The following is a 13641-nucleotide window of genomic DNA, read 5'->3' as shown; positions in this document are numbered from 1 at the left end:
TGGTTGGCGTGCTTTTGTTTGTTTTACAATTCGAAACACTGGATGGACCATTGAAACTAGATTCTCATATATAATTCGACGCAGTTTTGGCTAGATAGCGTAAATTATGTTTTTAACACCTTATTTCTCAACTCAAGATAATCAGTTCCAGTTCACCCGCAAGCAGGCAAGCCACTTTGCTAAGAAAGTTGCTGGTGATTTCAACCCAATTCACGATGAAGATAACAAACGTTTTTGCGTACCTGGCGACTTACTTTTCGCCGTACTGCTTCAAAAAGAAGGCATCAGCCAGAAAATGCGTTTTGACTTCTCCGGTATGGTGAATGATGGGGTTGCACTGAGCATTGAGAATAAGTGTGAAAAAGAGAGCGCATTAGTCGACGAGAAGGGTAAAGAGTACCTACACATGTCACGCGAAGGCGAAATGAGCCATAACGCTGACTTCATCGAGCACGTAGTGACAAACTACGTTCAATTCTCTGGCATGAACTTCCCACACATCATGGTGCCTCTTATGGAAGAGCAGCAAATGATGATTAACTGCCAACGCCCATTGGTTATCTACGAGAGCATGGAAGTGGAGTTTGACCGCCTAGATCTGACTCACCCTGAAGTTGCATTTACTGGTGCAACATTTGATGTAGAAGGTAAACGCGGCCTAGTTACTCTTAACTTCGCATTCAAAGAAGGTGACGAAGTGGTCGGTAAAGGAGTGAAACGCATGGTTGCCAGTGGCCTAAAGCCTTATGACCAAGCGTCAGTCGACGATCTAGTAAACCGCTTCAACGAGCGCAAGGATATGTTCCTAGAGAAGTTCGCAGCTGCTGCATAAGTAGAGCAAACATGAAATCTAAAAAAGCCGCTCGATTGAGCGGCTTTTTGTTTAGTCATTGAATTCTTTTTCTTAAGGGCAGTAAGCCGAGCAGGGCCAATGTTAACCAACCTAGAGAACCGCCGCTGTCAGATGAACTGGAAATAGCTGAATCACCTGGATTGGATGGATTGGTTGGAGAATTGGTATTATCAGAGGCCTCAAATTCGAAACGACTTAATGCTACTGAGTCCGAACCGTATGACTCATTGCCATCCTTTACGTACTTAAAAACAATTTGATTCGATGACTCTGTCAATTGCAAATACCAAGGAGAATAACTGTAGTCTCCAGAGAATTTGTCCTTAACACTACCGTTAACTTCAATGCAAAAATAGTCAGCATCAGATTGAGTGGCATATTCAAGATCAAATGTCACCCAACCACTAGGAACACCTTCAATCACCAATATAGACTCTTGGTTATGTGCAATAGTCGCTGACTTGAAAAGCCCATTCTGAACCGTCCACTCATTGTCATTAGAATAGACGCCAGTGTTTGGCAGATCGATACCACTACTTAGTGCGCTAGAAGCATCTACTACACCAGAGAGAGTAAAGCCAGACTCTCCACTGTAGATGTTCCCATTCTGGGTGTAGTCAAACGAGAGAGTGTACTCCCTTACACCAGCTTCAACTACGTTTAGAATGATTTCTACATTACAAGATTGCCCTTGGCTCAAAGTGCGGCCATCACATTGATTCGATGCGATTCGATCAGATGCCTCAAACTGAGTTAAAGCAAAAGAATCAGGTGAAAAAGACACTGAGCTATTTCCAGTATTAGTGAACGTTAACGCTCTAATGTGCTCTCCTACATTTCTAATTCCCAGATCAACCTCTTGTTCGTAAGTAAAACCTGAAGTGTGCTGCTCAATCCAATCCGTGTAGTGACTAACATTTGTATACACACCATAAGAACCATATGCTCCACATTCCGTGCGCCCCCAGCTTACAATACCTAGCTGAACACCTGTATTCTTGTTGATAATTGGGCCACCACTATCACCACTACAAGAATCATAGCCTTGGTAATACGTACCAGCACAGAACATTTCACTATTCACACTGGTTGAAATTGCCCCTCCCATTGCATTCTGGCAATCGTATTGAGGGATAAGCCTACATCCACCTCAAGTAGCTGGTCTGGATAACTTGGTGTTCCGATGGGTACAGTGTTACCCCAGCCTGCAACCGTTAACGTTGTGTAATCTGGGGTTGTTTGTCGAGTGAGCGCATCCGCATACTCTACCGCAGAAGCTTCGCTAGAAGTGGGCGGCCTTGATAACCTCAATATGGCAATATCATTCACCAAATTGTTGGAGTCGTAGTCTGGGTGAATAAAAATGTGCTCAACTTCAATGCGAGCACCTTGTGACCCCTCTAGGGACAGCTGATGGATACCAACAACCACGTCCAAGTCATCTGGCCCTTTATTATCTACGCAATGTGCCGCTGTGAGAATGTAGTTTTCTCCAATATAGGATCCGCCACAGAACTGACCATAATACGCACTAACACCTTTATTAACCAAAGCCGTCATATAGGGCCAGTCTTCGGCAACACTTATAGTTCCGTCTATGATCCGCGATGAGGGAGATTGAGCTCCGCCGCAAAAGTGGAATAACTCATGGCGACCAAAGCACCGAGCGTCATTATTTTTAACGTCACTTATACCATCCTTAGTAAAATTAACTAAGAAAATGGTATTCATAGCGCCCTTACTTCTCTAGAGGTTATTATTATTAACAATGGATTATGCGACACATGTTCATCAATATTGAAAGTGTCCCAAGTCAAGCATTCACACTAAAGCCAAATAAGAAACATACATTCACAGTGGCAATATTATTCATTACTTAAGTTCAACATAATAAACATCAAATCCAACGTCGGACACGTTGTTTGAAAGCAATATAATCATTCCCAAACAGTGACTCCAATACTCGTTCTTCAGGCTGGATCTGGAACCTGTTCATGTAGAGAACGAATAATACTGGGCACAACAGACTCGCCCAGTTCCCAAGCCAGTATCCCAAACCAATGAGTAGCATCAAAAGGGCGACATACATCGGGTTTCGTGTGTACGCAAAAACGCCCGTGTCTACGACCAATGAGGCATTTTCCGGCTTTGTTGGATTAACGGTTGTCTTAGCGCGGCGAAACTCCCAAACACCAGCGAGACCGATCACTCCTGACATCACAAAGCACACGAGGGCAACTACTGCTGCGAATGGTAGGTCAACATTTGCAGATGGAAGCATTCTAGAGAGTCGGTGCATGACCACAACGAATATAAGAAACAGGGCGACTGGTGGGACTTTTAGTTCTAACTTGCTCATCTACTTTTCCTTATGGTGGTTAGAATAAAAAACCCAACGATACCGCTGGGTTTTACTTAAAAGATACTCATTACCAAGCTAGCTTGCTAAACGATTTGTAGCAATGCTTGAAGAGGGTGTATCGGGCTAACACCTTCAAATCGTTTAACCTGACTTCGGCAAGAATAGCCTGTTATCAAGCATCGCTCTTTTGGCAATTGCTCTAGATTCGGCTTCCAACTCAACCCATAAATGTCTTTCGACATTTGAAGTTTATCGACTTCGTGACCAAAGGTACCTGCCATACCACAGCAGCCAACAGGCACTGTATTGAGTGTGGCACCAAAGTGAGAGAATATCGCGCCCCACTCTTTTTCTGCGTTAGGTAACTTGGTTTTCTCTGTACAGTGAGCCATCAGATACCACGGTTTCTCTTCTCTAGTCGTTGCTGATACCTCAACACTCTCCAGTTTCGGCAATAACCACTCATGAACAGTAAGAACGTCAAAGTCACCACGCTCTTTGCCCAGAATCTCTTGGTATTCATCGCGGTAACATAAGACGAGAGCAGGATCGACACCCACCATAGGAATACCCAAATCAGCGACTTGGGAAAGGAATCCTGCAGTGCTTTTCGCTGTTTTGGCAAATTGCGATAAGAAACCTTTGATGTGCTGAGCCTTACCATTTGGTTTGAACGGTAAGATCACTGGCGTTTGGCCGAGTTTACGAGCTAAAGCGACAAAATCCTCGATAACCTGAGCTTCGTAGTAGCTGGTAAATGGGTCTTGAACAATCAGAATATGATTGTCCTTTGCCTCTTGTGATAATGCAGCCAAACGCTGCATATCGAAGCTATCAATTCCTTTGGTTCGGTTTGCCAGTGTCGGAGAAGACAACAGCGGTGCGTCCACATAACCGATTGTTTTTGCTGTTGCCGATTGCACCCAGCCTTGCTTCAACACTAGATTGATTGCCGATGGCGCTTTTGCCATGAGAGGCAACATACTTTCAATGTTCGCCACCAAGTAGTCTTTTGCAGGTCGTTGGTAACGTGTGTAGTACAAATTCAAGAAACGAGAACGGAAGCTAGGAACATCCACTTTAATCGGACACTGACTGGCACAAGCTTTACACGCCAAACAACCATTCATTGCCTCGTAGACTTCATGAGAGAAATCGTACTCATGACGCTTATTGAGCGTGTTTCGAACGCGGTCAATCATAGTTTTGACTGGCGACGTCCCATTTAACGACTTCTGCTCGATGTCGAGAATATCCACGCCTTGCTCAGTCAGTTGTCGCAACCATTCGCGAACTAAACCCGCACGGCCTTTCGGGGAATGACGACGGTCCGCCGTCACTTTCATTGAAGGGCACATTGGCGAGGAAGTATCGTAGTTAAAGCATAAGCCGTTACCGTTACACTCCATTGCCTGCTTGAAGCTGTCACGGACGGTTATGTCGATCTGCCTGTCATAGTAGCCACGTTTGGTATCGGTGACTTTCACAAGCTCATCAGTACTCTCAAGCGGCGTACAGATTTTACCCGGGTTCATCTTGTTTAACGGATCAAACGCAGATTTAACGCGTCGAAGCTCGGTAAACAGCTCCTGTCCAAAGAACTCCGGCCCGTATTCAGAGCGGAAACCTTTGCCATGTTCACCCCACATCAAGCCGCCATATTTTGCCACCAGCTTCACAACTTCATCGGAGATTTGATGCATCAATGCTTCTTGCTCAGGATCGCATAAATCTAGAGCTGGACGAACGTGAAGTACACCAGCATCAACGTGACCAAACATACCGTAGTTAAGCTGTTTCTCGTCAAGTAGATCTCGGAACTCAGCGATAAAATCAGCAAGGTTCTCGGGCGGTACACAGGTATCCTCAGCAAACGCAACAGGCTTCGCTGCACCTTTTGCTGCGCCCAACAAGCCCACGGCTTTTTTGCGCATGTTGTAAATCCGGCCGATTCCCGCCAAATCATTACACACTTGATAACCAATCAAGCCACCTTCGCCAGCTGCAATCATCTCATCTAACTGCTTAGTTAGCTCGGAGACTTGTATCTCAACTTCGCGTTCATCTTGTCCCGCGTACTCGACCATATTGATGCCTAACATCTCTTTGTTAGGTACATCTTCGAGCAGGTCGCTTACTGTATGCCAAACAATGTCCTGCTTAGCCAAGTTCAGCACTTTAGAGTCAATTGTTTCAACCGATAACGCTTTGGCTTCCACCATAAACGGAGCATTTCTCAACGCGGCATCAAAGCTGTCGTATTTTACGTTGACTAGGGTTCGTGCCTTTGGAATCGGCGTTAGATTAAGCTTCGCTCGGTAATAAACGCCAGAGAGCCTTCTGCCCCGCAAAGCACTCGAGTTAAATCAAACTCATCTGACGCTTCATCAAGCGCATTTTTCAAATCGTAACCGGTTAAAAAGCGGTTAAGTGGCGGAAACTTATCAACGATCTGCTGGCGTTTCTCACGACAAACTTTTTCAGTCACCGCAAACGCTTGAGCCGCAAAAGTGTCAGATTCTGGTTCACCCAAAGACTTATCCGACTCATAAACCGATCCGTCAGCGAACACCGCTTGCAGAGACAATACATGATCTGAAGTCTTACCGTACTTCAATGAGCCCTGTCCGGATGCATCGGTATTGATCATGCCTCCTACCGTTGCTCGGTTACTGGTAGACAAATCTGGTGAGAAGAAGTAGCCATGCGCCTAACGGCGTCATTCAGTTGATCTTTAACAAGCCCGGTCTGAACTCGCACCCAACCTTCCTCGGCATTAATTTCCAGCACGTTGTTCATATGGCGAGAGAGATCAACCACGATACCCTTAGTTAGGGATTGTCCGTTGGTTCCGGTACCACCACCACGAGGTGAAAAAGTGATATCGGCAAACTCATCTTGAGCGCCAAGGGTTGCAATGATTTGCACATCAGAGGTGTTTTTAGGTTGAACGACTGCCTGAGGTAGCTGTTGATAAACACTGTTATCGGTGGCGACGGCGAGTCGGCTTGAATATGTGGCTTCTATATCTCCACTGTAGCTGGTTTCTTTTAATTGCTCTAAAAAACGCAGCACCAATGGATCGACATCGGATTGAGATTGAAGTCTTGGTAACATTTGCTTCCTGCCCCTACTACGCTGATCCAATCAGCTATGGGTTATTATTAAGATTCTTTGAGTTTCGTCACTTTACAACATTTAAATGGTGATCAAAACAATAACTCAGTGCCAAAATAGCCGGAGTACTTTCTTTTCTCTGTTTTTTGTCCAGACTTAACAGAGTTATGTGCAAATGATTTGCCGTATTCAAGAGTGAAAACATAATGAAAAAAAACAAAGTAGTAACAACGGAAGATATTCTATTAAAGTTATGCCAATCAGTTTCAGGAGTACTGACTTCTGCAACGAATTCTCCTATTAACTATTCCGCGATGGTCCAGAAGATCAACAAGACCAGTCTTAAACCGGACTTCGGTTGTTTTGTGCTGTTTGATGGTGGATTCTCTGGTTTAGTCGTGATCAACTTTACTGCAAAAGCTGCACTGGAAGTCTATACCAACTACATGCGCAATATGGGTATGCCAGAGGAAGAGCTGGCGGTACTGCACACATCGGATGAAGTGGGTGATGTGTTGGGTGAGTTAATGAACCAATTAGTTGGTGATTTTACGAATAAAATTCGCAAAGAGCTTCAAACCAATATCACTCAAAACCAACCGAAAATGCTCTCTTTGAATAAACAGGTCATCCTCTCGGTTGATACCAACCTAGATAGACCTCAAGCAAGACGAGTCACCTTTTCTACTGCCAACAACAACATCTTCTATCTAGAACTTGCGATGGATAAAACTGAGTTCATCCAATTAGAAGAATTCGAAGTTGCAGACGACGAATGCCCAGATTCAATCTTGGAGCAAACTCAGCAATCAATGAATAAGAAGCCAGAGAAATCTGCAGAGCCACAAGTGAATCCAGATGACTTATTAGATGAACTCGGCATTTAACTAAAAGAAAAACCGAGTTTAATCATCAATAGACGGTCAGCATTGCTGGCCGTTTTGCTTCCTTTCTACATCCTCTCATTCGTTGAATCTTTCCCTTCTTAACTAAAAACGTTAAAATGTCCGACTTCGAAAATTTACAGTGCAATTTTGTTGTCGATGGATAAAAAGAAAGCCCTCAAAAAAATAGCTAAATGCTTAGAGCTCGGTAATTCCGCTAACGTTAACGAAGCGGCGAATGCCATAAAAATGGCTCACAGATTAATGCTCAAATATGGTCTTGATAAGGACGATATTGAGTTCATTAAGATGGGCAAAACTCAATCGACACATCTACTCCCAGCGAACATCAGTTCTACTCTGTTGCGCGTTATTCGTGGCATCAACACCAAATTTGGCGTAGAGGCGGTGCTTCTTAATCACAAAGGTCTAAAGCGAGCCGAGTTTATTGGTGAAGCCGATAGAGCTATCTTTGCCGCTTTTGCTTTTGACATTATCTATCGAGAGATGAATGAGCATACTGGCCAGTTCAGAAACAGTTTTTCAGGCTCGGGCACAAGTTCATTAGAAGTGACCCGTCGTGTTAACTCTTTCGTTTCAGGCTGGGTTGAAGGAGCACTCGAGAAATTGCCAACGATCACGCCAGATGAAGAGTCAAACAATAAGATCAATAACTACATAGACAAAGAGTTCAAGAACATTGACCGCGAAACCTTTAAGCAGCAGCTTAAAGAAGCAATGAAGAATCTAACCGCCGATTACGAAGTAGGACTAAAAAAAGGCCGTAAAGTCTCTGTGAACCGCCCTATCGATGGCGCTCCTGAAAGGAAGTTACTCAAGTAACTGAAGAGATCGCGTATCCATTATTGTTCTAAATATGATTAACCCCTAAACTCTATTTAGGTAGTTGAAGCAATTCAACGCGTTATCATTAAATCTTCCAAGGACGAAGGACGTTGAAAAGACTCTTAGTCGTATTCTTAGCACTGATTGTTTGCCCATTGTTGTGGGCAAACCCAAACGAGCAGCAGTTGCAAGAAGCTGAAAATGGTAACGTCGAAGCCCAGTATGATGTGGGCACATTTTTTTTGGCTGACTACGCGAATGTCGAATCCGCAAAAGAAGCGGAATACTGGCTGACGCTTGCAGCGCAAAGTGGTCATATCAATGCTAAATACAAATTGGCCGAGCTTCACCTCGAGCAGCCATTGAGTGATGATTCAATCTACAGCGCTGTTTTCTGGCTAATTGATCTAGCCCTATCCGGTGAAGCACGAGCACAGCTGATTTTGGGTCAGCTTTATGAGTCCGCCTCTGAACCCATCAATCCATTGAAGTTAGCGGAAGTATGGTACCTTCTCTCATCGAGACATTCTCCAGCTGCTGAAGAAGCCTACGCCAAGATTTTGGAGAAGCAGTTCAATAATCGCAGAGCAAGCCAAGTCTCATCAATCGATCAGTTCTCTGTCGCCTTTGAAAGTGTGGAAGTGGAAGGACAGCCGCCCGCAGTTGCCCCTTCATCTGCGCCAGCCAATAATCGCTACCTAGATATTATCATGACACTCTCCGTGATCTTACTCGTGTCTGTTACTTTACTCGTAGTCAAACGTGTAAGATCCAAACAGCGCCAAGAACAAACCAATGAGAGGCTCACTCTCAAACAGCAGGTAAAACAACAAAAAGCCGTCATTGATAAACAAAACCGCCAATTGAAAAGCTTGTTCAATCAGCTCAAAAAAAGTCAGCAAAAGACGAAAAATTCATCGGACGATCAGCGTCTCACGGTTGCTTGTGCAATGTTTGGATTCACGCCAAAATCGATTCCGAATGAGCGGGTGATAAAAAGCCGATTTAAACAGTTAAGTACGCTCTACCACCCAGATCGTGCGGGCAGTGATGATGAGATGAAGCGACTCAACGCGGCCCTGAAAGTACTCCTTACACATGTTAACAATATGTAAAACACACTTCCTTGCAATTTTGCTCTAAAACCACCCAAATCAAGCGTTAGCAATCGATCTCCTTCGCACATCCCGTAACATATACTTAACCTGTTTACGTGATTTATGTCATAATAATCAGCGACAATAACTAATAAACGTACAACACCTAAAGAACACGGTGGGGAGAACGAATGTTTACAATCGAAGGCACTTGCGATTGGTGTAAAAAGCCAAGTCTACTGACTCGACACGAATACATTGATGGGAAAAGCCATTACTCATGTGAAGACTGCTATGAACTAGCAACGCTTGATGTACGTCAGTTCAATATCGATGAAACGCAAGAACGTGAGCGATTAGAAGCTCGTTAAACACAAGCTAAAACACCTGTATAAGAAAGCGCCTCCTAGGCGCTTTTTGCGTTTCTTAGCCCCACCACTTTCCCAATACACCTATGAATCCGCCAAAAAATGTGATCAAACGACGATCTTTGAGTAAATATTCACCACAAAATGCTTGATCTTCCGTTCGAAAATTACTACTGTATACACATACAGTATGTATAAAAGGACAGTAACCATGCTTAACCAAGTAACCCAAACATCATCAATGTCTCGTCACAATGTATTGGCTCAACCAACCATGCCTATGAACTTGGCCGATGATGTGATTGCCGAGCTTGCTCGCTTATCTCACGGTGATCAATGGATTATGGTTACAGCGAATTGTCCTCGCCCACATCACCCTCAGTTCTCGCAGCACAAAGCAAGCTGCAATAAGATCATTCAGATGATGCCGTCGCAAACTCTTTCTGAAATCGAAGTTGTCATGCGAGCCATTCAATCCGGTAATGCAAGTGCTGTGATCGCGTCTAACGATATTGATATTGCGAATCGTCACTTTCTACGTGTCCTCGCTGCTCAGCATCAGTGTGAAGTCTTTTTTGTTGAAGGCAGAGCGAAACAGTACCACTAGTAAGTTCAACAATATTCACTGTTATGCCTCCTATTTTAGGGGGCTTTTTTTATTTCTAAGTGAACCGAATTTTCGCTGGAGGCATTATTTAAGCAAACGTTTGCTTTTTTCTGGAACCGATAGATAGTTCTGGTATGATGCGACTCATATTGGTGGCCTCATTTCTCCTAATGACTGCCATCGAATCACTTTCTTGATGTTTCAAAATATAGGAATTGCAGATGAACCTTGCAGATCAAGTTTTAGCCGTTAATGACGATCTTCCAATTCGCACCAACAAACCCGTACACAGTGGCAAAGTTCGCTCGGTTTACTGGTTAACAGAAGAAGATAGCCAACGCCTAATTAAAGAGAAAGGCTATGACGTTGCGCCTGACGCTCCACTTGCCATTATGGTTATTAGTGATCGTATTTCTGCATTTGATTGTATTTGGCACGCAGAAGGTGGCTTGAAAGGCGTTCCTGGTAAAGGTGCCGCTCTTAATGCAATTTCTAATCATTGGTTCAAGCTGTTCAAAGATAATGGCTTAGCCGATAGCCATATCCTTGATATTCCTCACCCATTCGTATGGATTGTTCAAAAAGCCAAACCCGTAATGATTGAAGCCATTTGTCGTCAATACATCACTGGCTCTATGTGGCGTGCTTACGAAAAGGGGGAACGCGAGTTCTGTGGTATTGAAATGCCAGAAGGCTTAGAGAAGGACAAAAAACTGCCAGAGCTACTGATCACACCGTCAACTAAAGGTATTCTGAAAGGCATTCCTGGGGTACCAGAAGCAGACGATGTTAATATCACTCGCCAAAACATCGAAGAGAATTTCGAAGCATTTAACTTCACAAAGGCAGACGACATTGGCTTGTATGAAAAACTGCTTAAAGAAGGCTTCGGTGTCATTAGCGATGCTCTAGCAGCGGTTGATCAAACTTTTGTCGATACAAAGTTTGAGTTTGGTTATGTGACAGATGCCGCTGGTACAGAGAAGCTCATCTACATGGATGAAGTAGGCACACCAGACTCGTCACGCATTTGGGATACTAAGCAATACCAACAAGGCAAGATCGTCGAGAATTCGAAAGAAGGCTTCCGTCAGTTCCTGCTGAATCACTTCCCTGATCCAGACATTCTATTAAACAAAGAGCGCATGCCAGAACGTGAAGCTTTGGCTCGTGACAACGCCCTGCCTGTTGATGCTCTTATGGATATCTCCCGCACGTATACTGGCATTGCAGAAACCATCACAGGTCAACCTATTGTACTCAGCGATAATCCAAAGCAAGAGATCATCGATGTGCTGAGCAAAGAGTACGGCCTAATCGACTAATCGCTTTCGCGAGCAGTAATATAAAAAACGCCGGCTTCTTGCCGGCGTTTTTGTTTACTCAAATGCTTCCATTACAGCTTAAAGCCTTGAATCTGGCTTTCAAGCTGCTCCGATAGTTGAGAAAGTTGTGATGCTTGCTCTGCAGCTTGTTTCGATTCTGCAGAGAAAGCATCCGAAACGTCTCTAATCCCTTCCGTGTTGCGTGTAATTTCGGCCGTGACTAGAGCTTGTTCTTCTGCTGCCGAGGCAATTTGCGTTGCCATCTCACTAATACGCTCTACGGCATTTTCGATCTGCGTTAGGCTAACAGATGCCATATTTGCGTCGTCGACACTCTTGCTCGCCAGTTTATCGCTACCTGACATAATGCCAACCGCTTTCTTGGTCGTGCTTTGCAATGTTTCAATCATGCTTTGGATTTCAGTCGTCGATGCGTGCGTTCTTTGGCTCAGTACTCTCACTTCATCTGCAACCACTGCGAAGCCACGGCCTTGCTCTCCTGCACGCGCCGCTTCAATGGCAGCATTCAACGCCAACAGGTTCGTTTGCTCCGCGATTTCTTGAATAGTAGAAAGAATCGTACTGATGCTGTTCCCGTGGGCTTCAAGGTCTTTAATCACGCTTGCCGCGATTTGCACTTCGTTCGCCAAGCTTTGGATAGACTTCTGGGTTTGCCCTACTCTCTCTGCGCCATGCTAGCAGCCGTAACCGCTTCACCCGAATTTTGCGCTGTTTGCTCAGCGCTGTTCGCGATGTCCTGAGTCGCAGCCGCCATCTGATTGACCGCAGTCGCAACCATATTAATCTCATCTTGCTGCACTTGAACTCGAGCACTTCGCTGTCTTGCTGCAGCATTCGTTGATTGAGCCTGCTCTGTTAGTTGAGCCGATACAATATTAAGCTGCGTGACAATATCGTGCATTTTGCCAACGAAGGTATTGAAGTTAATAGCTAGCTGGCCAACTTCATCCTTAGTGCGTGGTTCAATACGTTGGGTAAGGTCAGCTTCACCTGATGCGATCGTTTCTAAAGCGTTCGATACACGACGTAAATCCCCGAGCAACATGGTCACTAACCAATAAAGTGCAAAAACGACAACTGCAGAAATAATGACTGATGCCGTGATAAGTCCGACGACCAATCGATTAAATGCTGCTTGCTCAGTATCTTTATCCAGTTGCAGGGCCAAAATCCAATCTGTGCCTTCAATAGGCTGGAAATAGAACAGCTTTTCTTGTCCGTTAATCGTCAACTCTTCAAGCACATCGCCTTGCGCAGAACGCGTAATTCGATTCATCGTAAGATCGCGAGATAAGTTTGAAATTGGTTTCAAGGCTAATGACGCATTCGGGTGAGCGAGCAAGGTGCCATCTTGAGTATCGATCAACATGCCATGAGCTTGCTCACCAACATCAAGGCTTATTACGTCGTTAACCAATTGGTCAATCAATACGTCTGCGCCCACGACACCGACAAAGCGACCATTATCATAAAGTGGCTCTGCGATAGTAACGATAAGGGCTTGCGTGATCGCGTCTTGGTAGGCAGGAGTAATGATCTGCGTACCATATTTTTGTGCGTCGATATACCAAGGGCGCGTTCGTGGGTCATAATCCGCGCGGTTTCTTTCTGGATATGAACGATGCATCTCACCATTAATGGTTCCGAAAAAGATGTCATCGAATCCACCAGCATTTCTTGCTTGCACAAGCGCCGATGTTAAATCACCACCTTGCAAAGCAAAGTCGTTCACCGCTTTTGAAATGTTTTTGCGAATACCAATCCACTCTGCAATCCCAACAGATGCAGCGCTACTCACACCTTCTGCACGTTGATAGATACTCGTTTTGGTCGTTTCATAGAGTCGGTTAGCAGCAAGTGAGGTCAATGCACCTGCCATCACTACGGTCGCCAGTATCGTGGCACCAAGTAGTTTTTGTTTCAAAGTTAAATTCATGTCAGCAAAATCTATAAAATATGGATACGCGCGCATCCTAACTGACCACGATATAACTTGCACGTAATATCGCCAACAAAGTTGATCTTAACTAATTGAGTTAAAAGAAATAACAAAACTATTTAACATTTAATTATTGTGTTTCACTGCCACCATAAACATCGTCATTATATTTACGTCTAAAATACACACTCTCTATATATGAAGCGCTCTATCAAATAAATT

The 13641-nt window shown here is 44.4% G+C and carries 9 protein-coding genes and 3 pseudogenes; 7 read left to right on the top strand and 5 right to left on the bottom strand.

Annotation, left to right across the window (positions count from 1 at the left end; genetic code table 11):
• Positions 1 to 106: 106 nt before the first annotated feature.
• Positions 107 to 832 carry a DUF3581 domain-containing protein gene (locus UA76_RS02245; protein WP_047042575.1) on the top strand — a complete coding sequence of 242 codons (726 nt, stop codon included), beginning with the start codon at positions 107 to 109 and terminating at the stop codon, positions 830 to 832.
• A gap of 55 nt (positions 833 to 887) precedes the next feature.
• Here the strand turns inward: UA76_RS02245 and UA76_RS24305 are convergent, their stop codons facing one another.
• The 4 genes and pseudogenes from UA76_RS24305 to ydiJ form a co-directional block, all read right to left on the bottom strand.
• Positions 888 to 1250: a GlyGly-CTERM sorting domain-containing protein gene (locus tag UA76_RS24305; RefSeq protein WP_238322149.1), complete on the bottom strand. Its 363-nt coding sequence runs from the start codon at positions 1248 to 1250 to the stop codon at positions 888 to 890.
• Positions 1251 to 1805: 555 nt separating this feature from the next.
• A pseudogene (locus tag UA76_RS22200) lies at positions 1806 to 2413 on the bottom strand (serine protease); the annotation flags it as partial.
• 337 nt (positions 2414 to 2750) lie between these two features.
• Entirely contained in the window at positions 2751 to 3212 is a 462-nt protein-coding gene (locus UA76_RS02235) for a methyltransferase family protein (protein ID WP_047042573.1), read from the bottom strand.
• A gap of 86 nt (positions 3213 to 3298) precedes the next feature.
• A pseudogene (ydiJ, locus tag UA76_RS02230) lies at positions 3299 to 6332 on the bottom strand (D-2-hydroxyglutarate dehydrogenase YdiJ).
• A gap of 206 nt (positions 6333 to 6538) precedes the next feature.
• Here ydiJ and UA76_RS02225 point away from each other — a divergent pair.
• The 6 genes from UA76_RS02225 to UA76_RS02200 all read left to right on the top strand — a co-directional run bounded on the left by UA76_RS02225 (position 6539) and on the right by UA76_RS02200 (position 11459).
• Positions 6539 to 7219: a DUF3334 family protein gene (locus tag UA76_RS02225; RefSeq protein WP_047042571.1), complete on the top strand. Its 681-nt coding sequence runs from the start codon at positions 6539 to 6541 to the stop codon at positions 7217 to 7219.
• 156 nt (positions 7220 to 7375) lie between these two features.
• Positions 7376 to 8059 (top strand): DUF2786 domain-containing protein, encoded by a 684-nt coding sequence (locus tag UA76_RS02220; RefSeq protein ID WP_047042570.1) that lies wholly within the window; start codon positions 7376 to 7378, stop codon positions 8057 to 8059.
• A 113-nt stretch (positions 8060 to 8172) separates the two neighbouring features.
• Positions 8173 to 9177: a J domain-containing protein gene (locus UA76_RS02215; RefSeq protein ID WP_047042568.1), complete on the top strand. Its 1005-nt coding sequence runs from the start codon at positions 8173 to 8175 to the stop codon at positions 9175 to 9177.
• A 173-nt stretch (positions 9178 to 9350) separates the two neighbouring features.
• Positions 9351 to 9530 (top strand): hypothetical protein, encoded by a 180-nt coding sequence (locus tag UA76_RS02210; protein ID WP_047042566.1) that lies wholly within the window; start codon positions 9351 to 9353, stop codon positions 9528 to 9530.
• 208 nt (positions 9531 to 9738) lie between these two features.
• Positions 9739 to 10134 (top strand): hypothetical protein, encoded by a 396-nt coding sequence (locus UA76_RS02205; RefSeq protein ID WP_047042565.1) that lies wholly within the window; start codon positions 9739 to 9741, stop codon positions 10132 to 10134.
• 221 nt (positions 10135 to 10355) lie between these two features.
• The gene (locus UA76_RS02200; RefSeq protein ID WP_047042563.1) at positions 10356 to 11459 is read left to right on the top strand and encodes a phosphoribosylaminoimidazolesuccinocarboxamide synthase; all 1104 of its coding nucleotides are present in this window, start codon (positions 10356 to 10358) and stop codon (positions 11457 to 11459) included.
• Between the two features lie 71 nt (positions 11460 to 11530).
• On the opposite strand, the pseudogene UA76_RS02195 reads toward UA76_RS02200, so the two are convergent.
• Positions 11531 to 13416, bottom strand: a pseudogene (locus UA76_RS02195) (methyl-accepting chemotaxis protein).
• Between the last annotated feature and the right edge of the window lie 225 nt (positions 13417 to 13641).

Origin of the sequence: Vibrio mexicanus, assembly GCF_001012815.1 — a bacterium.
GTDB lineage: Bacteria > Pseudomonadota > Gammaproteobacteria > Enterobacterales > Vibrionaceae > Vibrio > Vibrio mexicanus.
Note: the sequence above shows the minus strand (reverse complement) of the source record. Positions and strands in the feature narration are given on the sequence as shown.

What these genes read in the sequence shown, in the direction of transcription:
- UA76_RS02210 (WP_047042566.1), top strand. Translation starts at nt 9,351, where the DNA reads ATGTTTACAATCGAAGGCACTTGCGATTGGTGTAAAAAGCCAAGTCTA.
- UA76_RS02205 (WP_047042565.1), top strand. Translation starts at nt 9,739, where the DNA reads ATGCTTAACCAAGTAACCCAAACATCATCAATGTCTCGTCACAATGTA.
- UA76_RS02200 (WP_047042563.1), top strand. Translation starts at nt 10,356, where the DNA reads ATGAACCTTGCAGATCAAGTTTTAGCCGTTAATGACGATCTTCCAATT.
- UA76_RS02225 (WP_047042571.1), top strand. Translation starts at nt 6,539, where the DNA reads ATGAAAAAAAACAAAGTAGTAACAACGGAAGATATTCTATTAAAGTTA.
- UA76_RS02220 (WP_047042570.1), top strand. Translation starts at nt 7,376, where the DNA reads ATGGATAAAAAGAAAGCCCTCAAAAAAATAGCTAAATGCTTAGAGCTC.
- UA76_RS02235 (WP_047042573.1), bottom strand. Translation starts at nt 3,212, where the DNA reads ATGAGCAAGTTAGAACTAAAAGTCCCACCAGTCGCCCTGTTTCTTATA.
- UA76_RS02245 (WP_047042575.1), top strand. Translation starts at nt 107, where the DNA reads ATGTTTTTAACACCTTATTTCTCAACTCAAGATAATCAGTTCCAGTTC.